This is a genomic window from Paenibacillus sp. FSL R5-0908, assembly GCF_038006245.1.
GTDB lineage: Bacteria > Bacillota > Bacilli > Paenibacillales > Paenibacillaceae > Paenibacillus_AQ > Paenibacillus_AQ odorifer.
The window spans coordinates 3,363,553-3,388,292 of record NZ_JBBOUV010000001.1 but is presented as its reverse complement, the minus strand read 5'-3'; the positions used below and the strand labels follow the sequence as shown (position 1 = coordinate 3,388,292).

26 protein-coding genes and 1 pseudogene are annotated in these 24,740 nt (G+C 43.6%); 12 read left to right on the top strand and 15 right to left on the bottom strand.

Annotated elements, in window-relative coordinates; genetic code table 11:
• Positions 1–63: 63 nt before the first annotated feature.
• Complete coding sequence (locus tag MKZ09_RS15235) at positions 64–444, top strand: PilZ domain-containing protein (RefSeq protein WP_076183697.1); 381 nt, start codon at positions 64–66, stop codon at positions 442–444.
• Between the two features lie 114 nt (positions 445–558).
• On the opposite strand, the gene MKZ09_RS15230 is transcribed toward MKZ09_RS15235, so the two are convergent.
• Genes MKZ09_RS15230 through MKZ09_RS15210 form a run of 5 tightly spaced genes read right to left on the bottom strand, consistent with a single transcriptional unit; the run spans position 559 to position 4,068 of the window.
• Positions 559–1,287 (bottom strand): hypothetical protein, encoded by a 729-nt coding sequence (locus tag MKZ09_RS15230; RefSeq protein ID WP_076135678.1) that lies wholly within the window; start codon positions 1,285–1,287, stop codon positions 559–561.
• Positions 1,281–1,982, bottom strand: a complete 702-nt coding sequence (locus tag MKZ09_RS15225; RefSeq protein ID WP_076202770.1) for an ABC transporter ATP-binding protein — start codon at positions 1,980–1,982, stop codon at positions 1,281–1,283. Before MKZ09_RS15225 ends, MKZ09_RS15230 begins: the two co-directional genes overlap by 7 nt.
• A 13-nt stretch (positions 1,983–1,995) precedes the next feature.
• Positions 1,996–2,370: a GntR family transcriptional regulator gene (locus MKZ09_RS15220; protein ID WP_076135674.1), complete on the bottom strand. Its 375-nt coding sequence runs from the start codon at positions 2,368–2,370 to the stop codon at positions 1,996–1,998.
• A 2-nt stretch (positions 2,371–2,372) separates the two neighbouring features.
• Positions 2,373–3,119: an ABC transporter permease gene (locus MKZ09_RS15215; RefSeq protein ID WP_076135673.1), complete on the bottom strand. Its 747-nt coding sequence runs from the start codon at positions 3,117–3,119 to the stop codon at positions 2,373–2,375.
• Entirely contained in the window at positions 3,112–4,068 is a 957-nt protein-coding gene (locus MKZ09_RS15210) for an ABC transporter ATP-binding protein (RefSeq protein WP_076202765.1), read from the bottom strand. The genes MKZ09_RS15215 and MKZ09_RS15210 overlap by 8 nt, the downstream gene beginning before the upstream one ends.
• 193 nt (positions 4,069–4,261) lie before the next feature.
• Between MKZ09_RS15210 and MKZ09_RS15205 the strand changes: the two genes are divergently transcribed.
• From MKZ09_RS15205 to MKZ09_RS15195, 3 genes are all read left to right on the top strand, one after another.
• Positions 4,262–4,633, top strand: coding sequence for a hypothetical protein (locus MKZ09_RS15205; protein WP_076202760.1), 372 nt, complete (start codon positions 4,262–4,264; stop codon positions 4,631–4,633).
• Between the two features lie 143 nt (positions 4,634–4,776).
• Positions 4,777–5,148: a hypothetical protein gene (locus MKZ09_RS15200; RefSeq protein WP_076135669.1), complete on the top strand. Its 372-nt coding sequence runs from the start codon at positions 4,777–4,779 to the stop codon at positions 5,146–5,148.
• 101 nt (positions 5,149–5,249) lie between these two features.
• The gene (locus tag MKZ09_RS15195) at positions 5,250–6,086 is read left to right on the top strand and encodes a sulfurtransferase (protein WP_076202757.1); all 837 of its coding nucleotides are present in this window, start codon (positions 5,250–5,252) and stop codon (positions 6,084–6,086) included.
• A gap of 610 nt (positions 6,087–6,696) precedes the next feature.
• Here the strand turns inward: MKZ09_RS15195 and MKZ09_RS15190 are convergent.
• On the bottom strand, positions 6,697–7,821 hold the full coding sequence (locus MKZ09_RS15190; protein WP_341040991.1) for an S-layer homology domain-containing protein: 1,125 nt from the start codon (positions 7,819–7,821) through the stop codon (positions 6,697–6,699).
• A gap of 483 nt (positions 7,822–8,304) precedes the next feature.
• Here MKZ09_RS15190 and MKZ09_RS15185 point away from each other — a divergent pair.
• Positions 8,305–8,397: pseudogene (locus tag MKZ09_RS15185) on the top strand (sulfurtransferase); the annotation flags it as partial.
• 210 nt (positions 8,398–8,607) lie between these two features.
• Here MKZ09_RS15185 and MKZ09_RS15180 read toward each other — a convergent pair.
• A complete protein-coding gene (locus MKZ09_RS15180; RefSeq protein WP_076135665.1) occupies positions 8,608–9,300 on the bottom strand; it encodes a Crp/Fnr family transcriptional regulator in 693 nt (230 codons plus the stop codon).
• Between the two features lie 172 nt (positions 9,301–9,472).
• Between MKZ09_RS15180 and MKZ09_RS15175 the strand changes: the two genes are divergently transcribed.
• The 3 genes from MKZ09_RS15175 to MKZ09_RS15165 are packed head-to-tail and all read left to right on the top strand — an operon-like array spanning position 9,473 to position 10,944.
• A complete protein-coding gene (locus MKZ09_RS15175) occupies positions 9,473–9,811 on the top strand; it encodes a cupin domain-containing protein (RefSeq protein WP_076202754.1) in 339 nt (112 codons plus the stop codon).
• 16 nt (positions 9,812–9,827) lie between these two features.
• Positions 9,828–10,175, top strand: a complete 348-nt coding sequence (locus MKZ09_RS15170) for a cupin domain-containing protein (protein WP_076135662.1) — start codon at positions 9,828–9,830, stop codon at positions 10,173–10,175.
• 13 nt (positions 10,176–10,188) lie between these two features.
• Complete coding sequence (locus MKZ09_RS15165) at positions 10,189–10,944, top strand: class I SAM-dependent methyltransferase (RefSeq protein ID WP_076202751.1); 756 nt, start codon at positions 10,189–10,191, stop codon at positions 10,942–10,944.
• A 390-nt stretch (positions 10,945–11,334) separates the two neighbouring features.
• On the opposite strand, the gene MKZ09_RS15160 is transcribed toward MKZ09_RS15165, so the two are convergent.
• On the bottom strand, positions 11,335–11,802 hold the full coding sequence (locus tag MKZ09_RS15160; protein WP_076135658.1) for a hypothetical protein: 468 nt from the start codon (positions 11,800–11,802) through the stop codon (positions 11,335–11,337).
• Between the two features lie 84 nt (positions 11,803–11,886).
• Here MKZ09_RS15160 and MKZ09_RS15155 point away from each other — a divergent pair, with 84 nt between their 5' ends.
• On the top strand, positions 11,887–12,267 hold the full coding sequence (locus tag MKZ09_RS15155; RefSeq protein WP_076202748.1) for a hypothetical protein: 381 nt from the start codon (positions 11,887–11,889) through the stop codon (positions 12,265–12,267).
• Here MKZ09_RS15155 and MKZ09_RS15150 read toward each other — a convergent pair whose 3' ends face one another.
• Both MKZ09_RS15150 and MKZ09_RS15145 read right to left on the bottom strand, forming a co-directional pair.
• Entirely contained in the window at positions 12,268–12,726 is a 459-nt protein-coding gene (locus tag MKZ09_RS15150; protein WP_076202744.1) for a hypothetical protein, read from the bottom strand.
• Between the two features lie 113 nt (positions 12,727–12,839).
• On the bottom strand, positions 12,840–13,025 hold the full coding sequence (locus MKZ09_RS15145; RefSeq protein ID WP_076135654.1) for a hypothetical protein: 186 nt from the start codon (positions 13,023–13,025) through the stop codon (positions 12,840–12,842).
• A gap of 527 nt (positions 13,026–13,552) precedes the next feature.
• On the opposite strand from MKZ09_RS15145, the gene MKZ09_RS15140 reads away from it, so the two are divergent.
• Positions 13,553–15,616, top strand: a complete 2,064-nt coding sequence (locus tag MKZ09_RS15140) for a methyl-accepting chemotaxis protein (RefSeq protein ID WP_076202741.1) — start codon at positions 13,553–13,555, stop codon at positions 15,614–15,616.
• A gap of 136 nt (positions 15,617–15,752) precedes the next feature.
• Here the strand turns inward: MKZ09_RS15140 and MKZ09_RS15135 are convergent, their stop codons facing one another.
• From MKZ09_RS15135 to MKZ09_RS15115, 5 genes are all read right to left on the bottom strand, one after another.
• Positions 15,753–17,918 (bottom strand): FtsX-like permease family protein, encoded by a 2,166-nt coding sequence (locus tag MKZ09_RS15135; RefSeq protein ID WP_341041889.1) that lies wholly within the window; start codon positions 17,916–17,918, stop codon positions 15,753–15,755.
• A 115-nt stretch (positions 17,919–18,033) separates the two neighbouring features.
• Entirely contained in the window at positions 18,034–18,732 is a 699-nt protein-coding gene (locus MKZ09_RS15130; RefSeq protein WP_076202733.1) for an ABC transporter ATP-binding protein, read from the bottom strand.
• Entirely contained in the window at positions 18,710–19,321 is a 612-nt protein-coding gene (locus MKZ09_RS15125) for a TetR/AcrR family transcriptional regulator (protein WP_076202729.1), read from the bottom strand. The genes MKZ09_RS15130 and MKZ09_RS15125 overlap by 23 nt, the downstream gene beginning before the upstream one ends.
• Positions 19,322–19,522: 201 nt before the next feature.
• On the bottom strand, positions 19,523–21,787 hold the full coding sequence (locus MKZ09_RS15120) for a M56 family metallopeptidase (RefSeq protein ID WP_076202726.1): 2,265 nt from the start codon (positions 21,785–21,787) through the stop codon (positions 19,523–19,525).
• Positions 21,788–21,792: 5 nt separating this feature from the next.
• Positions 21,793–22,170 carry a BlaI/MecI/CopY family transcriptional regulator gene (locus MKZ09_RS15115; protein ID WP_076135642.1) on the bottom strand — a complete coding sequence of 126 codons (378 nt, stop codon included), beginning with the start codon at positions 22,168–22,170 and terminating at the stop codon, positions 21,793–21,795.
• A 204-nt stretch (positions 22,171–22,374) separates the two neighbouring features.
• Between MKZ09_RS15115 and MKZ09_RS15110 the strand changes: the two genes are divergently transcribed.
• Positions 22,375–23,865, top strand: a complete 1,491-nt coding sequence (locus MKZ09_RS15110) for a 4-hydroxyphenylacetate 3-hydroxylase family protein (RefSeq protein ID WP_076202892.1) — start codon at positions 22,375–22,377, stop codon at positions 23,863–23,865.
• A 214-nt stretch (positions 23,866–24,079) separates the two neighbouring features.
• Positions 24,080–24,739: a response regulator transcription factor gene (locus MKZ09_RS15105; RefSeq protein ID WP_076135640.1), complete on the top strand. Its 660-nt coding sequence runs from the start codon at positions 24,080–24,082 to the stop codon at positions 24,737–24,739.
• Position 24,740 lies beyond the last annotated feature (1 nt).

The following is a 24,740-nucleotide window of genomic DNA, read 5'->3' as shown; positions in this document are numbered from 1 at the left end:
TAGTAGATTGTTCTCAACATTCCCTTTCGATATAATAGCAAATAAACAATGAGGAGGAAAATTATGGATGCGTCCAGCAGGAAAGAACCATTCCGTTATGTTATGAACCATCCACTTGAATGCTGGATTGAAGTTCCGCTTAATAATTCCGGTCCAGGTGCTGGAAAGTTAACAGAGGCTGTATTACTCGATCTTAGCCGTTCGGGTTGTAAAGTACGCACTCCTTTGAATCTTCGATTCACTGCAAGAGATACTAGGCTTATTATTCATCTTCAATTAAATGAAGAGAAGCTTCAGCTCTTATGCAGCGTCCGGTGGGGTTGGATGTTTGGGCTTGGCCAATATCAATATGGAGTTAAATTCCGCTTGGACGAAAACGAGGAAGAACGCCTAATAAGAGAGCTTGAAACATGGACCGCCACCCTTCGGGTTGAAGGTCTGTAGAACTTACCATAACAGATGCCCTTCACTTAGAAGGACGTCTTTTTTTTGCACAAAAACGAAGACAAAGCTAAATCGCTCTGTCTCCGTTCTAAAAACTATTCCGCCAAGTTGTGGCTAGACGTCCACTCTTTTATTAACGAGCTTGATGATGACCGCTATAAGAAGAACTGCTATCACCCCTTCAAACAAAAGAGGAGCTAGATTCAAATGACCCTGTATAAGCTGCATCCCATTTGCGGTATCCGTCTCATCTATGACCTCGAACTGGAATACACTTTCCCAAGCAGTGAAGTTACTTTTGAAAATAAAATACTCCAAATAGAAGATTCCATTTTGTAACAAATATGCAGTGGCCAGCCCAATCCATACTCGCCCCTTAAATTTCACACTACGTGCAACCGTAATGGAGACCATCAAGGTAAGCATAATATAACCGGCAAACCAATACGCCTGCAAGAGAACTAACAATCCTACTTTCCAGAAATTCTCCGGAAGAAATGATGAGGAATACATTGAAAGATAAACGCCAAAATGGATCAAAGCTATTAAAATAATTCCCAGCAGTAGAGCTAAATAGAGCACTAACGGAGAAAGGACTGTGTTCAGGGTTCTCACGGGTACTAGGCGACGATTATAGGAATTTAAATTGTTAAAAAAGGTTCTTGCTGCCATGACAAGAAAGATCAGTCCTGCAATAACATAAGCTATTCCGTTCAAAGTAAACCTTTCATAGTCATGTAATTTGGTGAACCCCAACCCGATCTGTGCCAGGATTATGATTACAAAAACCGCAAGGAACTTATCCCTATCTCGTCTAAAATCGTACTTCACTAGCTTTAGCATTCTGCGTACACCTCTCTGAACAGTTCGTCTATGCTTTTGCCTTGGCGAAGCCGGATATCCTCTACCGCAGTATGCATCAGAATTTCTCCCTCTTTTATAAAAATCACATCATCAAAGATCCGCTCAATATCCGATACTAAATGGGTTGATAAGAGAATAGTACTGTCCTCTTCATAAAACTCTACCAACGCGTTAAGAATTTTTGTTCTAGCTACCGGATCTACACCACCAATGGGTTCATCCAGCAAATAAAGGCTAGCTCGGCGTGATAGAGCAAGTGTAAGCTGTAAACGTTCATTCATCCCTTTGGACAGATCCTTTACCTTATCTTGCACTCTTAGCTTCATAAACTCCAGCATTCGCGAGGCTTTAGTCTGATCAAAATCCGGATAGAAGTCAGTTTGGAATTTTAGAGCATCAGAAACACTCATCCAGGATTCTGTAAGCGGCTTATCAGGCATAAACGATACCACCGCTTTACTCTCTGTTCCTACAGAACCCCCAATGACTGATACACGACCGGTCGTAGGCTGTGACAGCCCGGCGATGATTTTCATAAGTGTACTTTTACCGCTGCCGTTACTGCCTAGCAGTCCCGTGATCTTACCCGCACTCAGATTAAAAGATACCTTGCGGAGGGCATGCTTGGATCTATATTTTTTTGTAACTTCATGAACCTCAAGTATATTTCCCAACTTGTTTATCCCCCTATTCTTTATCCTTGTCACGGATATTCTCCGCCACCGCCGCTAAAATATCTTCGCCTTGAAAGCCAAGATCCTGCATACCACGAATGAACCGATCTAGCACATCTTTGGCCATTTCTTTTTTGATGGTCAGGATAGTACCTTCATTACTTGTGACGTATCTTCCCATTCCACGCCGGGTTTCCACGATTTCTTCACGCTCCAGTTCCTGAAAAGTTCTTTGCACCGTATTCGGATTAATCTGCAGTTCACTGGCAAGTTCTCGTACCGAGAGTATTTTATCCCCCGGTTTCAGCTTACCTGTGACGATTTCCCCTTTGATGTAATTCATGATCTGTATATAAATCGGCAGGTTGTTATCGAATTCGATTGTCATGATTAAGCAACATCCCTTCGTCTAAAGACGGAGAAACCTATGAGAAGAAAGACAACTGTGTATAAGACAAGCATCACGATGGAAAAGGTCAGTGTCATTCCAGGCATAGGTGCTCCTCCACCTTCATAAGCAGATAAATTTAAGTTTGGAAACAGAACATATTTGTAAAAATCACGAGAGATAATCAATTTGTCTATCATTAACGCAAACATAGTAGCCCCAATCGTTACCCCCGTTGAAGTGGTCAATATCCCCAGCATAAAAGCAAGTGTTCCATACACAACTGTACTCACGAGATTATACAATAGGTTTGTAAGCATCTCACTCATACCCGCTTCTCCACCACTTAGTCCAAACCACAAAGCCCCCGTTCCAAAAACGGCAATACCTCCGATGACAGTCAAAGTCAAAGCATACAACAGTACAACCACATATTTGGATGCGAGGATTGCTGTACGGCTTCTGGCACGGATAAGCAGGAACTTAATGGTTCCTTGACTATACTCTTTTGAGACAATACCTGCTGTTCCGATGATCGCAAGAATTGTAATCACTTGCCCAATCCCTTGGGAAAGCAGCATCATAGCTGAAAAATCATAAGCTGATTCAAACATGTCAGGGGAGACAGAATGAACTATATAACCTAACAGCAGGGATAATAGAATTAATATCAGATATGGCATAAAAAATGTGCGTTTTTTTGAGAGTTTGAGCCATTCATTCACAATCAGATTATTAAAGTTACGCAATGCGGTTTCCTCCTGTCCATTTCAAGAAATCTTCCTCAAGACTTTGTTTATTCTCCGTAATCCGGAAAATCCCTACACCTTCATCACTAAAAGTAGATACAAGCTCAGGTACTCTGCTGTCAAGGAGACTTACTGTCACTTCTGATCGCGCGCTATCCATAGAGGTCAATTCCGCATAATCCAAGCGCTCCAAGATATTTATCGCCGATTCGATTGATCCTACACGGATTGTGAGCTTCACTTGTGCGGTTGCTTCCTGCGCCTCACCAATCGTAGTTACGGTCACCAGCTTACCATTCTGGATCACAATAGCCCGATGGCATATTTGTTCAATTTCAGTAAGTAAATGGCTGGAAATCAGAATAGAAATACCTTCCACTTCGGCGATGGTACGCATATAATCACGCATTTCCCGTATTCCAGCCGGATCAAGTCCGTTCGTAGGCTCATCTAAAATCAATAACTTCGGCCGATTGAGAAGCGCTTGAGCAATCCCAAGACGTTGGCGCATCCCCAGCGAATAAGCCTTTACTTTTTTATTCATCGCTTCTTGAAGTCCTACCAGTTCTACAACCTCATCTATTCTGCCAGCCTCAATGTTATCCGTCATTCTTTGGTACTGCTTCAGATTATCAAGTCCAGTCATATAGGGATAAAACTCTGGATTTTCAATTATCGCACCGATATGGCCAATCGCCTGCTTAAAATCCTTTTTCACACTGTGGCCTTGGATAATCACATCGCCTTCGCTCATCCGTATTAAACCCGTCATCATTCGAATCGTTGTGGTCTTTCCTGCACCGTTTGGACCTAACAATCCCACAATTTCACCCTTACGGATATCAAATGTCAGCTTATCCACAATCGGTCTTCCTTTGATGATCTTACTTACCTCATTCATTTGCAGAACAATTGAATCTTGCATTTCTACACCACTCCCCTGTTTCATGCGAATCCTCCCTGCCAACTAATGTATTGTTCATTTTATATTGTATCAGTGTCATAGTTAAATAGTACACTAATATGTTGTTGGAGTAAAGCCCAAAATAATAAGTTAATGCAAATAAGGGCTTTCTATTAGACTATCAGCCAAGCCAAAAATTTATACGAACATAGATTAGATAACAAAGGAGGAATTACAAATGAAAAAAGAAGTTCATATTTCTCAGACTTACCCTCGCTTGACCGTGTACGATGAAGAAAACTTCAATGGACGCCGTAGAGTATATACTGGCAACCTGGGGATCCGTAATACGGACAACATCCTCGATGGTATTGAGAGCCTTCGGTTCTTCTCTACTAGCAGTAATGCTACACTGGTACTCTTCACAAGAACCCGGTTTAGAGGAAATTTCCGTGTTCTTCGCGGGAACCGCAACATTAGGGATCTGGATGATTTCATTTCAGGCAATGACGTGGAATCCATTATTTCTACTAACCAACGCCTAACCCTCGAACAAATCCGTAATATCCGCAGCAGCGGTAACTTGCCTTCGGGATATCGTTTGATCTAGCAACTGCTTACAACAAAAAGGAGTAATCCGGAGCCTAGTGCCCAGGTCACTCCTTTTTCTAGTCGAAATACCGCATTAATTAATGGTAAATCTGACGGGTTGTCGAAACGACAGTTCGTTAATCGAACAGGGAGGGATTAACCATGATTACAAAAAAGGCAACATCTGTAATATATCCTAGGCTAAGAGTGTTTAGTGAGGAGAACTTTCGGGGGCTTCGCAGAACTCTTCGCGGCAACCTGGGGATTGCAGATATAGATTCAGTTCTTACAGGAATAGAAAGCTTGCGCTTTTTCTCCACAAATCCGAACGCTACGCTTGTGTTATTCGATCGATCTGCCTTCCGCGATAATTTCGTTATTTTGCGTGGCAACCGCAGCATTCGAGAACTGGACGACTTTCTGCGAAGAGGAGATGTCGAATCGCTCATTTCAAGTAATCAACGGCTGACCCCGGCGCAGGTTCGCACCATTCAACGTACCGGCAGCTTGCCATCAGGCTATCGTTTGATCTAATTCTTAGAGGACGCAGTTTAAGCCATAAGCTTAAGGTGCGCCCTCTTTTATTTTCCGCTATAATGACTCCATACATATTAAACAGGAAAGAAGGCTACTTTATGGAACCGATCGTTTCTACTCGATGGCTGCTTGCTCGGTTATACGAGCCTGAACTTGTTATAGTTGATTGCCGTTTTTTACTTACGGATCCGGAAGCTGGACGTAAAGCCTATACAGAAGATCATATTCCCGGAGCAGTTTATCTACATCTTGAAGAACAGCTCTCCGCTCCAGTAAGCTCACACGGGGGGCGCCACCCCCTACCAGAAATCTCAAAGCTAACCGCCGCACTTAGTAAGGCCGGCATTAACAGAGATAGCATTGTCGTTGCTTATGATGATCAAGGTGGAGCTTACGCTTCCCGTTTATGGTGGATACTCAGTTATTTAGGGCATGAACGTGTGTATGTAATGGATCAAGGTTACTCAACATGGAAAAATGCCTCCTTTCCAGTGAGTGATCACCAAGCCGTGCGAATTCCTAGCCAGTATGAAGCAGATGTTCAGAAGGACATGCTTGTTAGCATGGAAGATGTGCACAACGTGGTTAGAAACGGTGGCGCACTATTGATTGATTCACGGGAATCCCGCCGCTATGAAGGACTTGAAGAACCCATTGATCCGAAGGCAGGTCATATTCCCGGAGCGATCAATAAGTTCTGGAAGGATGTACTGGATGAGCAAGGGCGCTGGAAATCAACTGAGGTGCTGAAAGAGCATTATGAGGGTATTGATCCTGAGCAAGAAATTATCGTGTACTGCGGTTCAGGTGTAAGTGCCTGCCCTAATGTGCTCGCGCTAGGCAAAACCGGGTACAAGAATGTGAAGCTGTATGCAGGAAGCTGGAGTGATTGGATTAGTTATGAGGAGAATCCGGTGGCTACTGGAGTAGAGTAAAATACGAGAGCCCGCGTCCGACGCGGGCTCTTTGTGCTGGGATTGTACCTTTGTTGGATTCGTACAGAGTAATGGGAATATTTCCAATAGCGCAGGATTCTACATCGTGGAATGTATGGCTACTGTTATGCGGCCAGATGTACGAGTGACTTAGACTTTGCCGATCCCTAAGACGGACGAGTAGGAGTCATACAGCTTGTTACAGCATGCCGATGTAAGCTGAAAAGGCGAGGCTCTTTCTCCCTTTACCATGGGTATTCGTGCACTTCGACTTCTAATTCAGATCTGAGGTAAGAGGTATAATTCTTAGCAATCCCCTTTTTGTATTATGAGATTTAGAGGTGCCCTTAAATGTTTGAACCCATTACAAAATCCAGCGAAAGTCAGTCGTTTGTCTGTTGTTATTGTCCTTGGCTTATGAATCCCCCCTCTCAGAATGGGTACAAAATAGCCGCCAAAGGATGGCGGCAACAAACCTATACATAAAATATGATTTTAAAATCTATAAATCCAAACGGACAAGATATAGATAAATTTATTTAGGGCATCATTACTTCGTTTAGAACTTTCGGTGTATCCAGATCAAGAGATAGGACAATTCGGTAATAGCTCATTGTCCGGACACAACGGCATCGATGTTAAACGTCGGTTCAGGCATTAGTGTTGGTTCTTGCGTTGGTTCTTGTGTTGGTCCTTGTGTTGGTTCTTGTGTTGGTTCTTGCGTTGGTTCTTGTGTTGGTTCTTGTGTTGGTTCAGGCGTCGGTGCTGGTGTTGGTGCTGGTGTTGGTGTTGGTGTTGGTTCTGGCGTCGGTGTTGGTGTTGGTGTTGGTGTTGGTGTTGGTGTTGGTGTTGGTGTTGGTGTTGGTGTTGGTGTTGGTGTTGGTGTTGGTGTTGGTGTTGGTGTTGGTTCTGGCGTCGGTGCTGGTGTTGGTGTTGGTGTTGGTGTTGGTTCTGGCGTCGGTGCTGGTGTTGGTGTTGGTGTTGGTGTTGGTGTTGGTGTTGGTGTTGGTTCTGGCGTCGGTGCTGGTGTTGGTGTTGGTGTTGGTGTTGGTTCTGGCGTCGGTGCTGGTGTTGGTGTTGGTGTTGGTGTTGTCAGCGCCACATACTGTTGTTTGGCTTCATACGCTCCTGTAAGGAGCAGATCGCGCGTTGCATTCGTTTGTCCGCCGAAAATTCCATTAGTACCTGCAGGTAACAATTTCAATAATAATGCCTCTGCGACATAACCTTGTGCCCAATTGGATACCGTTACATCGGTTCCTGTTAGGGCCTTTGCCTCTGTATCTTTTCCTAACATTCTAACCAAGAATGTAGCTAATTGTTCTTTTGTCACCTTGCCGGCCGGATCGAATATACCTTCTCCATAGCCATCTGTAATTCCGGATTTTCTAAGTGCTTCTATGTAAGGTAGTGCATATCCATTGGCGGCGTCATCAGCTTTAACATCTAAGAAACTGGACGTCTTCAACGAAGTCTCGACTTTAAAACCCGTGATCAACGCGGCAACCTTGGCAAACTGTGCACGGTTCATTTCATCTTTTATCCCGAATGTCGTATCGGTTACGCCGTCAAATATGCCTGCCGAAATCATGGCATCGAATTTGGCTTTCGTCGCAGCATCCAGATCCTTTAGGTCAGTAAAATCGGCAGAGGTCTTCACCGCCGTTTGCGCAAGGCTAATAGAACTGTTTAAACATAGGATTAAAGCGATCGCAGTACTAACAATTTTCTTCATTTCTTCTACCACTCCCTTTTTTGGACTTATTAGACTCTTAATTCATAATTGCATAATATACCAAAAAAATTTTAAATAAAGAAGAAAAAATTTTAAACAATAAAAAAGGCATTTTATCTACATATTAAGGATAAATCAGTATACACTTAATCTTTTTAGTAAATTAAATGGTATCTCTTCAACATGGCTTACAGCAAGTCCTTCCCGAACATGCACTCTTTATTGTTCAGTCTCCTAAGCTCATATAAATGCATCGAAACGCCGGGTATCAGAGATTGTGCCTATCGAAACGAAGCTTCATTTACCTCGCATGTCAGTATGCACGAAGCTTACTAGATCAGATTTTTATAGCTTTCTTCCCCCGCCTACGGTTGAACGTCGTTAGTACCGAAGCATCCCGTAGTTTCAGCGAAAATCCCAAATGATTCGAAGCCGATTATAAGGCTCGACATGTGTTACGGTCAGAATGAGACCCTCGACAAGAAGACCGGGTACAAAAAAGTTCGACTGTATGCAGGAAGCTGGAGTGATTGGATATCATATGAGGAGAATCCGGTGGCTACTGGAGGAGAGTAAAATACAAGAGCCCGCGTCCGACGCGGGCTCTTGTATTTATGAGTAACTACGATAGATAGCTAAAATCAACAAATCAAAACTCAAGTCAACAGTTAGCTGAACTTCAACTACCTCTTTTGCACTTTTTAGATCGGTCAAATCCTTTCCCAATGCGTTTTCTAGCTGATTATTCCCTCTGTTTGCTTCTTTTCAATGTTTGGAGAAATCATTCTAAAAATCGCTGATCCGCAGCTGATTCTCCGCGTCCAACAGCTCGAATTGATTTCGATTAAACCGGATCAGCCCGTCCTGCGCCATCCGCTGCAGCTCTCTGGACAAGGCGCTGCGGTCAACAGTCAAATAATCAGCCAGGTCGCTGCGGGTAAACGGAATTTCAAAACAGGCGGAATTGTTTTTTTTGGTCTGGAGGGCTAAATAATGCAGGATACGGTCCCGCAGCGATTTGTGGGAGACCAGATCCAGCTTTTGATAGATAGACCGGTTGTTCTCAAGCAGCAGGGCCAACATATTCTCTATGATCCGGCCCCTTAAATGGCAAGTGTCCTGGCCGGGCCGGACGATTTTATTTATTTTGATAAACAGAATCCGGCATTCCGATCCCGCCACCGCTTCATACCCGCTGTGCTCTTGGACAAGGCGAAGCGCCGTTTCGCCAAAGATTTCTCCATCCCCGAGTTCCGAGAAAATAAATCTCATACCTGAGATATTATCTTTGCATAACAAAACATTGCCATGGATAATAATGCCCACTGAATCCAGAATATCGTCTTTTTTAAAAACAACCTCCTTCCGCGCAAAATCCTTGATTGTGCCCTGCAGACAGCTCAGCGCTTGCTGCACCTCCCGGTCCGCGAATCCCTTAAACAAAGTGGTGCTCTGTATCCTGCTCAGATATTTCTGCAATTTTCTCAGCCTCCTGTTGCCATGGCAACAGAGTCATGATGAATACTCTGCTACAATAAAATAAATGAGAATAGTTCTCATTAATCATTCTCATTATATCAAATTGTAGGAATCATTCAATCAAGCAATTTGGAAATAAACAAAATACTGTACTTTGAACAGGGGGGATCGTATGAGTGGAATTACAGCAGGCAAGGTATTTTTCTTAACAGATATGATCAGCGTCAAGCCGCACCGGATTGCGAGCCGAGCGCTGGCATTGCCCGTAGCTGCAGCCGAAATAACGGCACAACCGGAATGGGTATTGTATGCCATGGATCAGGAGGAGACCATCAGTTCGGAGACCTCCCCCAAAACTAAAATCATCCATGTGCTGGAAGGCGAGCTTCATCTGCTGGTGGCGGAAGAGCCCTATCAATTGACAGCCGGCGCATCCGTTATCGTCCCAGCGGGCACATGGCATGATTATTCCGCCCGCAGCAGCTGCAAATTTTTGCAAATCAGTATATAAAACGGAGGTATTCAAAATGGAAACAGGTTTATTTATTAAAAAACTGCCGCAATCCGCAGTCATAGATTTGAAAGACATCATCACAATAGAAGAACAGCAGGTTTCCAGTCTGACTCTTGTACAGCGGCCAAATTTGGCAATGACCCTTCTTTCGCTGGACAAAGGCTCGTCAATTGGGGGACATTCTTCCCCGGGCGATGCCATGGTCAACATTTTATCCGGGCAAGCAGAGATTACAATTGGAGAAGACAAGTACACAGTTCATGCCGGGGAGACCCTCGTTATGCCGGCCAATATTCCGCATGCCCTACACGCAACAGAGCCGTTTCAGATGCTTCTGGTTGTAGTCAAGCCGGATAAGTAATGGGGTGAATGCGATGAAAAAGGAAGTAGGCCATAATTTTTTGGCGCGGCTGGGAAAAAAACGTTTGCGGCCCGGCGGCGTTGCAGCAACCAACTGGCTGATCCAGCAAGCCAATCTGAGTACGGACAGCCAGGTATTGGAGGTAGCCTGCAATATGTGCACCACCTCCATTCAATTAGCCGGGAAATACCACTGTCAAATTACCGGCATTGATATGGACCCGCGGGCGCTGGAAAAAGCAAACCGAAATATCAAAAATGCCAATCTAGAAAACTATATCCGTGTTCGGCAAGGCAATGCGATGAAGCTACCTTTTGAGAATGAGAGCTTTGACGTTGTCATTAATGAAGCCATGCTCACTATGCTTAACCAGCCTGCGAAGGAAAAGGCAGTCGCCGAATACTATCGGGTACTGAAGCCTGGCGGCATTCTGCTAACCCATGATATTACCTTCGCCAAAGAAAATATGGAAGAACGTCTAGCCGAGCTGCGCCGCACCATTCACATTAATGTCGAGCCACTGACCGTTGGGCATTGGGCGGGATTGTTCCACTCCGCAGGTTTTAAGCAAGTGGACAATGCTACCGGACCCATGTCCTTGATGAGTATCAATGGACTCATTCGCGATGAAGGGGTTATCGGAGCGCTGCGTATTGTGAAAAACGGGCTCAAGAAAGAGAACCGGGAACAGTTCAAAATGATGTATAGCTTTTTTAATACGACAGGTAAAGATCTGAATTATATTGCCGTTTGCAGCAGCAAAAAATAGTTGGGCGCAGGCCTATCATGTCTTATAATAGGTTTTTATTTTCACCAACGTTGAGAATGATTATCAACAAAACCCATCCATATTCCCGCCAAGAAGTCAAAATAACCGCTTGTAAGGAACTCACGGTGAAAGCTAAATCTGTTTATGCTTTGTGCCTCAGTTTACTGTTAAGTTTATCTTTTGTGTTAGTGCCTGTTCGCAACAAAAAAATGAAAGTTCGCTCAAATCCGCTGCTTCCTCCGAAATTCTGGAGCAGCTGCTGACGGCACAGTAATTGCCTAAATGATGCAGAGCATTTCAAAAACAGGTATATAGAAAACGCGAGTCCGGGCGGCACTGCCCTGAACTCGCGTTTTTGTGCTAAGTGATTCGGGTATGTATTTCTATCGCTTATTTTGCCGGATATCGCTTCAACTGCTGCTCAAACACAGTATTGTAGTAAAATTTTCGCGGATAGGTATCCTCCTTCAACACCTTGTAAAGCACGGATTGACCTTCTTCATAACGGACCGCAAATTCACATTCATCATAAAAACGCCGGGACAGCTCACGGATATTGTCTTTCACGGACGAACAGCGCCATCCGAAATAAATCATATCTAGCTGGTCCAGCGGATCACGGTAAGTGTCGAGGACAATACAAGCGTTTGGCTGCTCTGGATTGCTGTAAACGAGCACATGTCCGGTGTGAACAGGGTTGGCAAAAAAATGTTCATAAATCTCCGCAACAGGTACTGTAATACCCAGTTGATCCATGATGATCTGAAAATTCGGGTGCGGAATATAGGTATCACTCTGCTCATCCGGGTACTCCACCAATTCTGTAATGGATGCCATGACCCCAAATTCATACTTCATATGAACATCCTCCCTGTTGATTGCTTGAAAAATATCCCTATGCTTGCTATGATAACAAAATTATTAGGATGAGAGGCGATTTTTATGAAAAAAAAGCTGCGTTCTATCACGCTCAGGGAACTGGAATACAGCTATATATTGGGCATGAGAATCCATGACGAACGGAGTCAGCTTGAATTAAAGATTTATCATAAAAATGTAAAGCTCCACCCCCTCCGCATCCAAATCCTAACATGGGATGATCCTATTGCCGGTTGTCCGCTAAATACAGGCTATCTGCTGCAAAACCATAAAAAGGGTTTTGATGATGTTTATAATCTAAATCATCCACAGCGTATCCGCGAATGGATCGAATATGGAACGGCTAAAGGCTGGGACGGCACCCGGACAATAGAGATCATAAATGGATTGGATGCTATGCAGGAAATGGGCTATGATATTACTTCATTACGCACTTCTATATAATCAGTCAAAAACCTGTTCCAGTGCTTGTGGATCATAAGGGCTGATAATTTTATAGGCATTCAAGTGAGGATTGCTTAAATCATTATCATAAATGATCATATGCTGTCTGCTTTTTAAAATAATATCAAATCGTTGCTTGCAGTCAGCCTGAACTATTGTAATATAATAGCTAAAGTTTTTGTCAGAACTGACATTTCTGGCCGATTTCATTAATTGAACATGTGAGAAATCAGCAAAAATCCGCTCAATAACAGCAGGATCAGTAATAATGATGTCTTTCTTTTCACCGGGAACTGAAGACAATCGCGAGATTTCTAGAGAGGCGATTTCTTCCAAACGGATGGTATTGGCTACGATTCGTTTAAACGAAGTATAGCGGCTTGCTGTATAGGCCATCAAAGAGACACCTACCCCTGTCAGAAGTGCACCGACAAGCATGTATTTTCTGTTTTTATCCATTTCCCCATTCCTCCCAGTAATACGATTCAGTAAGCTACAATTATAAAACTATATAGACACCGGTGCAAATTCAGAAACATAAAGTTCAAACGGTACAAAAGGGCGGCGAGCTCCTAATCCTCCAGCTCGTCCAGCTTCGCTTCCAGTTCAGCCAGCTTACGATTTGCTTGTTCCAATATTTCCTGTAGCTCTGCAGCTTCTGCTCGTTTTATTTCTTTTTTAACGGTTTCAATCTGCTGTTCCAAATAGAGAATATCGGCTTCATTTCCTGAGTTGTTCCAGATCTGTGAGTAAGTCATAGTCAGCCTCCGTTTATCTATGTCCACGATTCAATCATAACCCGCATTCCACTTCTTCAGATTAATCGATGCTACTCTTAGAGTCTAGCTAATCAACAAAAAACAATGACCGATTACTTTTCTATATTCAACACTCTTAACTTTATAAACAAAATAAAGAAGCAGTGAGTTACTCCACTGCTTCTTTGTTGCCTCATAGGAAGTATAATTGATAATCATTATCAACTGCAAGAGCTGGAAGCAATCTACAAACAAGATGTCCGATAAAGGCAGTTAAGCATCACCTAAAAAAATAACAATTCGCCTCTAATAAGTAGCTGCAATGTGCCAAGCTAACAGGCTAATTGTTAGGATCTCCCTCGCCACCCACCATCTTGAAACTCCGCACCAGTCAAGGGTTTATCCTGTGTGTTATCCATTTTAATTTAATTTTTTTATTCTCAAAATTGCTATTTCGAAAATCTCACTATCTTCCGATATGTTCTTATGAGCTATTTGCTCAGAAACAACTTGGGGGAGATGGTAGCATGTTACAACAACTAAAAAAAAGGCGGTTTGGTTCATCAAGCATAGCAAATACTTTGTCCATTGTACTTTTAGTTATTATTGTTGTCGTCTTCTCAATCTTGGGAACCTTTATGTTTTCCAGCACTCGCAGCATACTTGTGAAACAACAAGAATCTATGCTTCAGACCAAAACACAGGCACTTGTCAGTCAATTTGATGCACTATTTAAGGAAAAGGGTTCACTAGTCAAGCAAATGTCAACGAATAACTTATTCAAACAATACATCGAAACCACCGAAGCTCCTGAAATGGCCAAGACTTCTCCGCATGCCGCTGAAGTTGCAAAGACACTAGCTGCCATTGTAAAGGTGGAACCCACTTTTGCAGATGCATGGATTGCTAGTACTGCCGGCAAAGGTTTTTACATCCTCAACAATGGTACGACATCAGATGCTGCTTTTAACATAAAAGAACGGCCGTATTATATGCCAGCAATCGAAGCAGACGGCCTGTACTACTCTGATCCTTATATTGACATCACTACAGGCGATATGCTGATGGGTATTTTTTATCCAATAAAAAATGACAACAATACCTTAATCGGTTTTGTCGCGGTTGATATAGCCTCTAAAAATATCCCTGAGATAATGGAAAGCTATAAGCTAGGCAGCACAGGTTATTCCATTCTCGCCTCCAAAACAGGTGATATTCTGTATCACCCAGACCAGTCTAAGGTCACAAAGGAAAAGATTAATGAGCAGCCAGGTGATCTTGGGGGGATCGGCAAGAAAATGATCGCTGGTGAATCCGGAGTACATCTGATTAATGACAACGGAGAACGCCGTTACATCGGCTATGCTACAAGTAAAGATACCGGCTGGTCCGTAGGTTTAACTATTTCAGAGCGTGAAGTGCTCTCCGAATTAAAAAAATTCACCTGGATTACGATTGGCGGTTTTGTTGCAGCGGCGATTCTGCTCGTTCTATTTTCGTATATCACGCTCCGTTACCTGCTCAGATCTATACCGAAGCTGCTTACCAAAATCAAACGGGTGGAAAATGGGGATTTGACGGTTCAATTTGATGCCTATTCCAACAACGAAATTGGACAGATCTCCAACGGAATATTCAACATGGTCCAGAAAATTCAAGGAATGCTCCAAATAGTGGGTACCTCCGCTCAGGTATTAAACCAATCCTCAAAGGATCTGCAATCTATTTCTTCCCGTACAGCTATAACGATGAACGATACAGCAACGGCCATTAATGAGATTGCGAATGCAACCAACTATCAGTCGATCGAAACGGATACCATTTTGCAAAAAACCGGATCATTATCTGGTCAAATTGACGAAATCGCAAATGATGCCATAGCCATAGAGACGATGGTGCAGGCTTCTGCCGACCAGAGCGAACTGGGATTGGGTGTGTTGGATCAGTTATCAAAATGGGCAGAAGAAAATCACAACTCCACTCATTCGATATCGTCTGCCATCCATGATATTGATCAAAGCCGTCATGAAATTTCGAGCATCGTGGACACGGTACATCAAATTGCTACGCAAACCAATCTACTGGCGCTAAATGCTTCCATAGAAGCAGCACGTGCGGGAGAACAGGGACGCGGATTTGCCGTTGTTGCCGGAGAGGTTCGCAAGTTGGCAGAGCAGACTGCACAGGCCACACAGGAGATTGGCAGAAAGGTTCATGAAATCGAAGAGAAAACCAGAGCATCTGTGGAATACACAGCCCAAGGACTTGAAATTGCCGAAGAAAATGCAAAATCCGTGCAGGCTACGAAACAGGTATTCTTTAGCATCAACAGCGATTTGGAGGCTTTGAGATTACGTATGATTCAAATCAGCAGCAACACCTCCAAAGTCCATAAACACAAAGATGAAATCCTACAGGCACTCGAAATCATATCTTCAACTACAGAAGAGAATTCCGCTTCAACGGAAGAAGTTAGCGCGAGTACGCAGGAACAATTGGACAGCATTGAACAGGTTGCCGAGCTATCCCTGCAGCTCAATCAGTTGTCCAAAAAGCTTCAGGACGAATTAAACCAATTCCAGGTCGAATAGTCCTTTAGTCATCCGTAAGTTTCACAGTCGTAAGACTGTCCTACCTTATAAAAAAATTAAGCAGCCAATGCATGCCGATAATCTATCGGTGCGTACTGGCTGCTTTTAGTTTCAAAGAAATTGTACCAAAACTTTTTTATAATAACCCGGACAGGCTGTCATCTCTACTTTCTCTCCGTAGCTTACGCTTGAATATACGCATAACCAGCATATATTGCAGCAAAATGAGAGCTAGCGGAAAAATCAGCAGCCAAATATTCAGGTTTAATGGCATATAATCGCCTGTCTGCAATGATAGAATCCGCAAAATTTGTTCTGTAATAAACACTGCAACCGGAAGTGTAATTATATAGAGCAACACTAGCAATGGTCTGTATACATCAATCAGTAACCGGCTAATTTCAGCAGATTTGTAGCCAAGCAGTCTGAGTATTCTCATATCCCGGGTACTATCCTGAAAGTTAAGCAGGAGAATCAGATATATAAGCAGGAAACCCATTACAATGCCGATTATTTGATTAATGACAGCACTGGAACGATTGGATACGGCGCTGCTCTCCAGCGCAGCTCTTTTATCCGCGGTAGTAACCACTTTAACGTTGGTCGATGTATTTATTTCATTGCTAAATTCGCCAGTGTGCAGTGAACTGTCCGTATTCATCCATCCGGCCAGATTAGCTTTGGATGTATATATCGTATTCGCATCTCCGTTTTGGCTAATAGCTTGGACCATAACTTTCACAGTTTGCCGATTCAATATAAGGTTAAGAGAATCCCCTTTCTCGATGCCATACAACCAGCTGAACGAGCGACTGACAATGACTCCTCTCAGATTATCAATCTCAAGTCTGTTATGATGGGTATCGAGCAGTGTGAATAGACTCCCACTGCTGTCGAGTCCCAGCATTTGTGCTGAGATAACACCGCCGTTCTTTTGCGCCAGCTGCACGGGTTGCTGGAGATAATACATCCGGGAGGACCTGGTATTCTCAATATCATTCTGAGATTGCGGATAAGTAATGTCATAGGTATATTCTATACCCGACATTTGGGTATCCACGACTGCACCACTGGATTGATATAAAGAATAGCTCAGTATGAACAACAATGTAGTCAGAAGAATCGCACAAGCACTTAAGATTAAGGTATTCCATTTACGGAGAGCAACACGGAAAGACAACCGGTACTTCTCCGGCAATCGATTTACTACACGGTTGGCGGCCCGCAAAACCCCTTTGATCGGGCGGGGCTGTGCTGAAATTGAAATGTTTAACAAATCATGAGTCTCTTGCTTCATAAACGGAAACACAGCACATAACGTTATAAGCAGTGCTCCCCCGACTGGAATTAAGATACCGTTAACAACAGATCCGAAATAAATCCCCCGTTCAAAATATGGAAAGGAATAAGTACTTTCCAGCATCCCCATAAGTACGTTGGAGCCAAGATACCCAAGCCCCATCCCCAAGAGACAACCCGTGATCGCAATCCCTAAGGTGAACTTTGCCATTACAAAAGCTATTTGCCTTCTAGTAAAGCCTAACGCCATAAAACAGCCAAAATCTTGCTTATGTAGTGCCATGAAGCGCTTAAAGAACATATAAAAGATGAACAAAGATATCAATCCCAGCACTATCAAAAAAGACTGTGCCAGACCTTTGTTTGATTCCAACGCCTTTTGCAGTTCCGTATCACTATCTATCTCGGAAGCGGACGCTACATATGAGAAAGTTGAATCTGCCCGCAAACTTTCCGTTGTAACAACATTTTTGTCCTCACGCAATGTTGCCGCATAATATTGACTCTCTTGCCCCTTCAGACTATCATAGGCTTCCGGTAATACAAGAACGAACGTGGCGCCAGCATAATTCTGCTGAACCTCGCCAAAGGGTACAAATGTTAAGTAATCCGGCAAATACATTGAACCACTAATCGTAAAGCTTGTTGCTCCAATTACCCAGGAATCGCCAACAAGCAGTTTATTTTGCTGTAAAAATTGCGGCAATACCGCAATTTCATTTGCTTGCTCTGGCAGTCTCCCCTCTACGATATAGGGTAAATTCAGCCGCCGAGATTCGTTCAGCAGGAAATAAGTCTTGTTCTCCTCCTTCACTTTTTTAATGCTGCGTTCTTCGGTAACCAGTTGCGTTTCTAACCCCTTTAAAGCTTGCTTAATATCTGCTGAGTCCTTTAATTGAAATCTAAAATCTTCCTGTTTTTGAGTGGTTAAGTAATCTTCCAAATTCATTACATTCCGATCAATCGAAAATTGCACAAAAAAATACATAAAAGAGGTTAGCATTATAATCAATAGCAACACTGCAGCATAAGTACGATTTTGCTTCAAAAGGCAATATATTTGTTTTTTTAAATAGTACAAACCAATTCCGCCCCATTTCCCATAAGTCTGTCCTGTGCTAATCCCAACTTATTTGGTCCACGGGGATTGGATTCTTGTGAGGAATATCTTTCACTACCCCCCCGTCCTTAATCGTAATAACACGATCAGCGGTGCTGGCAATTTCGTTATTGTGGGTGATAAAAAGTACAGTTACACCATATTTAGCACAGATTTGATGCAACAAAGATATAACCTTTCGGCTGTTTTTTTCATCCAGAGCCCCGGTTGCCTCATCACAGAACAACATCCTTGGCTTCTTGATCAATGCTCTGGCAATGGCTACCCGCTGTTGCTGGCCTCCCGACAATTGCCCTGGATATTGGTCCAGAACGTCAGCTATATCTAGCAGTTCTGCCAGCTCTTGCACAGAAAACGCTCCACCCGATCCAGGCACCCCAAGCCTGATGTTCTCTTCCGCGGTGAGATGTGACAGCAGCAAATATTGCTGGAAAATTTGACCGATATCCAGTCTGCGGAAATTTGCAAGCTCATGTTCATTAAATCGGGTAATGTCACTGTCTCCGAAAAAAACACTACCTCTGCTCGGCTTTTGTAATCCGGACATGATGTTGAGCAAGGTTGATTTGCCTGAGCCGCTTGGGCCAATGATTACAGTGAAGCTGCCTTCCTCTATTTCCAGTGAAACCTCTTTAAGAATAAGCTCATTACTCCTATATTGCTTCGTTACTTTGTTAACAGAGAGGATTGTTTTCATAAGGGGGATTGCCTCCGAACAGAGTATTTTGAAACCATTTGAACTGCTCTTCCAGAAATTCATCTGTAAGATCGACGGATAAACCCAACACCCGCAGCCCCTCTAAAAAAATTAATAACTGATTTGCAGCCGCATCAGGAGAATCCACTGAGGACTCTTTCCGTTCATTGCCGTACTGGATCAGCCGACTGAGAAAAGCCGCCGATTGTATGTATTGCTGCTGTAAGAACTCTCTATCCTGTTTGCTTTTGTGCGAAAGAAAAAACTCATATGCCGCAGTCATCATACTATTATTTATCTGGCTGAGCTCCGCCCTTTGCCCGGACAAAAATAGCTCCATGATCTCCCGGTAAGGCTGCCCCGCCTCCATCATAATTTCAAAGATCTCTTGCGTGTGTACCGCATTTGCACGTAACAGCTCGCGGAATATATCATCCGTAGAACTGAAGTAACGGTATAAACCACCGCGACTGATCTGGCATTCCTCCACAATATCGCTCATCGTCACAGCATGAAATCCTTTGCGAATGAATAACTCTAGTGCTTTGCTTAGAATCAATTGTCTTTTTTCCACTGATTTCTTGGCCATATTCATACCTCCAACTTCCTAAAAGAAACTCCATTACAAAAGCGACAACATTGTCGCTTTTGTAATTTTATGACACTGATGTCGTTTTTGTCAATGCACGAAGGTAAACTGGAGTGATTGGATTTTGTATGAGAGAAATCTGAGGATTGCTAAAAGTGAGGAATAATACTAAAAGCCCGCGCTGAAGCGCGGGCTTAGTTGTTATTGTGTGGTTCTGAAACTAGACGATTGATACGGGTCAGGAATTTCCTCCCACTGACCAGTAAAGACATCTACTTTAATCGTGAATTCCCTGCTTCCTTGCCTAACATCACTGAACAAATAACCATCCCCGATAAACCCTGAAATCCAGTCCGTACCTGTTGGCTTGAAACCCTCTGTATCAAAGATAGGTTGGAGTAACTTATACAGTTCCTTCTGGTATTCTGTACCGTTAGAGATGTTCCACAGATCTATCGCTTCACGGTTTACAAGACTTCTCAGTGGACTGCCAGAAGTTACGTCATGAACCGTTCCGGTAAGCGGATTTATTTTATAGCTATTGCCTTCCCCTACGCCATTCAGTGGATCTATATCCACCCTATACTGATCTCCGTCTTTGCTAAAGGTCCAACCAGTTGCCGGAAGCTGTTTTTCCATCATGGACTTGATATCCTGTTCACTGAGTGGTGGAGATATAAACGATCCATAGTACATCTGTGCGCTCTCAATGGTCAGATTCTTCCCGTAAACGGCAATAACTTCGAGCGGAAACTCAGACATAGACGCCGCACCGGACAAATGGGCTACAATTTGGTCATCTATCAGCTCGTATGAAACTATAGAGCCAAATCCGACCTTCTCTCCCCAAGCTCCCTCAGTGTAATCATACACTTTGGTCAAATGCTTTCCGTCCAGTTCAGCAGATACATAAGTTTGGTTATTTCGATGTGTAATGGATGATTTCAGCTTCTGATTCAACGTTTCGATCGGATCTTCGACTACAAGCTCTTCCAAGCTAGCAGGCTTGAGCACATGAATCTCACTCATAGAAAGTCCGGTACCCGTACCAGTCGTAATTCGTATGAAAATTTCTTTAGTTCCATCTCCGTTCACATCTGCTTCTTCAATCAATGGAGGCCGAGTTTCATCTTCTCCTGCATTCCACAAGAACGTACGGCTTACTTCACCACGCACATCTACCGTGACTTTATGCAAAAGTGTATTCTCAGCAGTGGGATTAGCAGATACCGTGATTCCGTTTTTTTCCGCCAATAGAGTGCCTTTAACGCCGGAAGCCGTTGTATTTTTATCCTGCACTTCTGCCTGAAAAGTAGCAGGAGCGCTCATTGCCGGAGCTGATGCAGAATTTAGCTTTGCTCCTGTAAGGGTACAGCCACTTAAGATCATAATTACAGCTAGGCCCAGCAGTGAGCTTTTTGCCGTAATTTTTTTGTGTCTGGTGATCATAATAATCCTTCTTTCCATTTCCTTTTTACTGCTCGAAATGCCAGCTGTACCTGCCAAACGGATCGGATCGGGTAAGGTTTCTAACAATTTGAGAAGTGTCAAGGCATAACCTCTGTGGCACGCTGGTTCAAGATGCTTCAAGGCCAGAGCATCACAGGCAACCTCTTGATCCTCTTTCATTTGGCGTACGGCATACCACAACAACGGATTAAACCAATGCATGACCAGCAGCAGACCTGTCAGCAGATTTAGCAAAATGTCATGGCGCTTCACATGCGCCAGCTCATGAAGGAATATATGACGGAGCCCGTTCGTCTCCAGAGTGTGTAACGTGGAGGTGGGCAGCAGCAACTTGGGCCGCATAACGCCAAGTAGTGTCGGTACAGCAATCTGCTTCGTCCCGATCAGCTTGACTGGGCGACGCACCTGCATCTCCTGCTTACAGGATTCGAACAACCGTTGGATTTCTGAGGAATGGATCTCCGTTTCCTGTCGAACCCGTGCGGTAAATCGCAGTTGCGCTCGAACCGACAAGCCCAGCACCACCGCCGCTCCGCCAAACCACACCACAACCAGTACATGTATCGGTTCCCATCCTGAATTGGTCACCTCGGAAGAACTGTCTATTTGCGGATTGATTTGTGCCACATCATCCGATGTAGATGCTCCCGGCAAAAGTCCAGTTTCTTCAATTCCAGTAACTGACGTCGGTTCCTCTACCCCTCCAGTCAACTCTGGTACATAAGTAAAGCCAACTTCCGATTGCGCTGACGGAATAAAGGGACTCTGCGCCGTATCTTTCTCCAGCGGCAACAGATTAAAAATGCTAAATGTGCTTTCTGGTGCCCAAGGTAGAGCCAGCCTTACGATCAAGGGTATCCACAGAAGATACGTCCAGGTAGGTTTCAGACGATCCTTGAACAGGAAGCGGGTCAATAAGATCAGCAGAGCCAGCACGCTCGCCATGGCAGACAGCGACAATACCTTAACGAACAGATTGTATGCAGCTTCCAGCAAGCGGCTCAGTCCTTTCGTTCATCCAAAATTCTCTTCAGTTCTTCAATATCTTCCCGGGACAACTTTTCATCCTGCAAAAAATTGACCAACATCGGGCGCAAAGTTCCACCGTAAATCCGCTTCAGAAAGGATCGTGTCTCCGATTGGACACATTCCTCTTCCCGTACCAGCGGATAATAGGAATACACCCTACCTGTCTGGTTATAACCAATAGCCCGTTTCTCTGTCAGACGCTTAATCAACGTCCGTACCGTCTTTGGGTTCCAGTCCCTGCTGCCTTCTAGTGCTTCAACAATCTCACCTGCAGTGCGTGGGGCACTTGCCCACAGCACCTTCATTACTTCCCACTCGGCATCCGAGATCTTTGGTGTTTCCGAAGACATCATCCTATCCGCCTTTCTTTCCTTTGTATGACTACACTTGTAATCCAATATCCAAAATATACAAGTCAGCATCGTTTATGTCAACCCTAAACTCCCTGCCCACACACGGTACATGGACAATGTACACGGAGATTCATGATTACGTACATTAATAGCAATAATACGGCTTTATTAGTCAAAGATGACTTCAAAGAGGTGGAACCTATGCCTATAAAAACAGGTAATCAATACATCGAACGAATCGACCGGCAAAAGATCAATATCTGGTACAAAGGAACACGTGTTGAAGGTCCTTTATCCAAACACCCTGCCTTTCAGGGTCTCATACAAACACAAGCCGAAATGTATAACATGCAGTGTGATGAACGTTATTTGGCTCAGATGACCTATCCCTCACCTGATACTGGAGATCCGGTTGGTTTATCTTTTCTTCCACCCAAAAATGCTGAAGATTTAGAACGCCGGAGAAAAATGATTGAACTCTGGTCCAACAGACATCACGGATTTTTAGGACGTTCGCCCGATTATATGAATACGGCCATCATGTCTCTGTTCACAGCTGCAGATATCCTTGAGGATCATAATCCGAAATATGCTGAGAACCTCAGAAAATACTATGCCTACTGTCGAGATCATGACATTACATTATCCCATGCCTTCATCCAGCCTCAAGCCAGCAAAATATCCGGCCAGATTGATGCTACAGAGGATTCTATTGCTGCAAAAGTCGTAGAAATCAATGATCAAGGGATGTTTATTACCGGTGCTTTTATGATGGCAACACAGGGAGCTACCTGCGATGAAATGCTTGTATTCCCGACTCCCTCACCCTCACTTGTGGATGATGATAATCCCTTTGCATTTGCCTTCGCGGTGCCTAATGATCTGACTGGGATGACTTTTTTTTGCCGTGAAAGCTACGCTGCCTCATCCACCTACGACCATCCGTTAAGTTCAAGATATGAAGAAATGGATACCCTTGTTATCTTTGACCGCGTACTGATCCCTCATGATCGTATATTTTATTATGGCGATGAGTTGTACTGTTCCCGATTATTCGGCGAGAGTAACTTTCATACGCATATGGCCCACCAAATTATCACCCGCTATATTGCAAAGACCGAGTTTTTTCTTGGTATGCTAGAGTCTTTGGCGGCAGAACAAAATGCTGTCCTTGAGGCCTACACGATTTTGCCTATTTCCAGAATATTAACTTATTTAGAAACTTTCAAAGCCTTAAGACTTGCAGCGGAAATTGGGGCTTCGCTCGACAAATTTGGATATCTCGTTCCAGATAAAGGGCCACTGTTGGCTTCAACCATTCACTTTTCAGAGTTTTATCCAGAGATGGTTGAAATGGTTCAAAACCTCAGTTCAAGCGGTCTTATCATGATCCCCTCTGAAGCCGACTTTACATCAAGCGCCGGTTCGTATCTTTATGAGTATTTGAAGGGAACTGACTCGGATGCGTGGTATCGAAATGCCTTATTCCGGCTAGCTTGGGAACTAGGAGCTGGTGCATTCGGAGGTCGTCAAACCCAGTTTGAGCGGTTATTTTTCGGCAACTCCCAAACGATGGCCTGGCGTATGTACAACAGCTATGATAATCACGAATATTTTCGTCAAATCGTTCACGAATTTATTGCCCCCGATGCCACCTTATCTAAGTCAACAACAGATGGAATTTCCAATTAATCAAGAGTTGCGAAGGTTTATAATGATGTTTTTCAGGATTGATTAAGAGACTGCTACCGCTCTCTTTTTCAGTCCTTTTTGAGCTTTATCAACAAACCAAATTATGAAGAATTAGATGCTTTTTCATACCTGCACTGGACAATTCTGTAATAAGTTGTTTATAGTTTATTAGCATTAGGAAGTGATTTGCTAGCTTAGGAGGGAACAATGAACTATGGGCCATATCATAGTCGTAGAAGATGAACGTGCAATCAGTGACTTAATTACTATGAACCTAAAATTAGTCGGACATACCTATAGCAAGGCTTATCGCGGGCTGGAGGTTATTGAACTGCTGGAACGTGAAAAGGCCGATTTAATTCTGCTTGATATAATGCTGCCCGAACTGGATGGTTTTGAGATCATGCAGCGGATTGCTCACTTACAAATTCCGGTGATTCTGATTACCGCAAAAGATTCACTGGCTGATCGCATCAAAGGCTTTGAGCTGGGCGCCGATGATTATATCATTAAACCTTTTGAAATCCTTGAATTGTTGGCAAGAATCAATGTGGTGTTACGCAGGAGCGAAAAAGGTATTTCCAATTTTCTCTGTGAAAACGTTGAGGTACGGTATCTTGAGAGGCTTGTCATGGTGGATCAGATACCCGTAGATTTAACCGCTAGAGAATTTGAGCTGCTTGAGGTCCTTATCCGCAACAGAAATATTGCTTTATCAAGGGAAAAGTTGCTGGAATTAGCCTGGGGCTATGATTTTGAAGGAGATACCCGTACCGTAGATGTTCACATCAGGCAGCTGCGCAAAAAGCTAGGCTGGGAAGAACGAATTAAAACCGTATTTAAGCTTGGTTACCGCTTGGAAGTTCAGGTCTAGT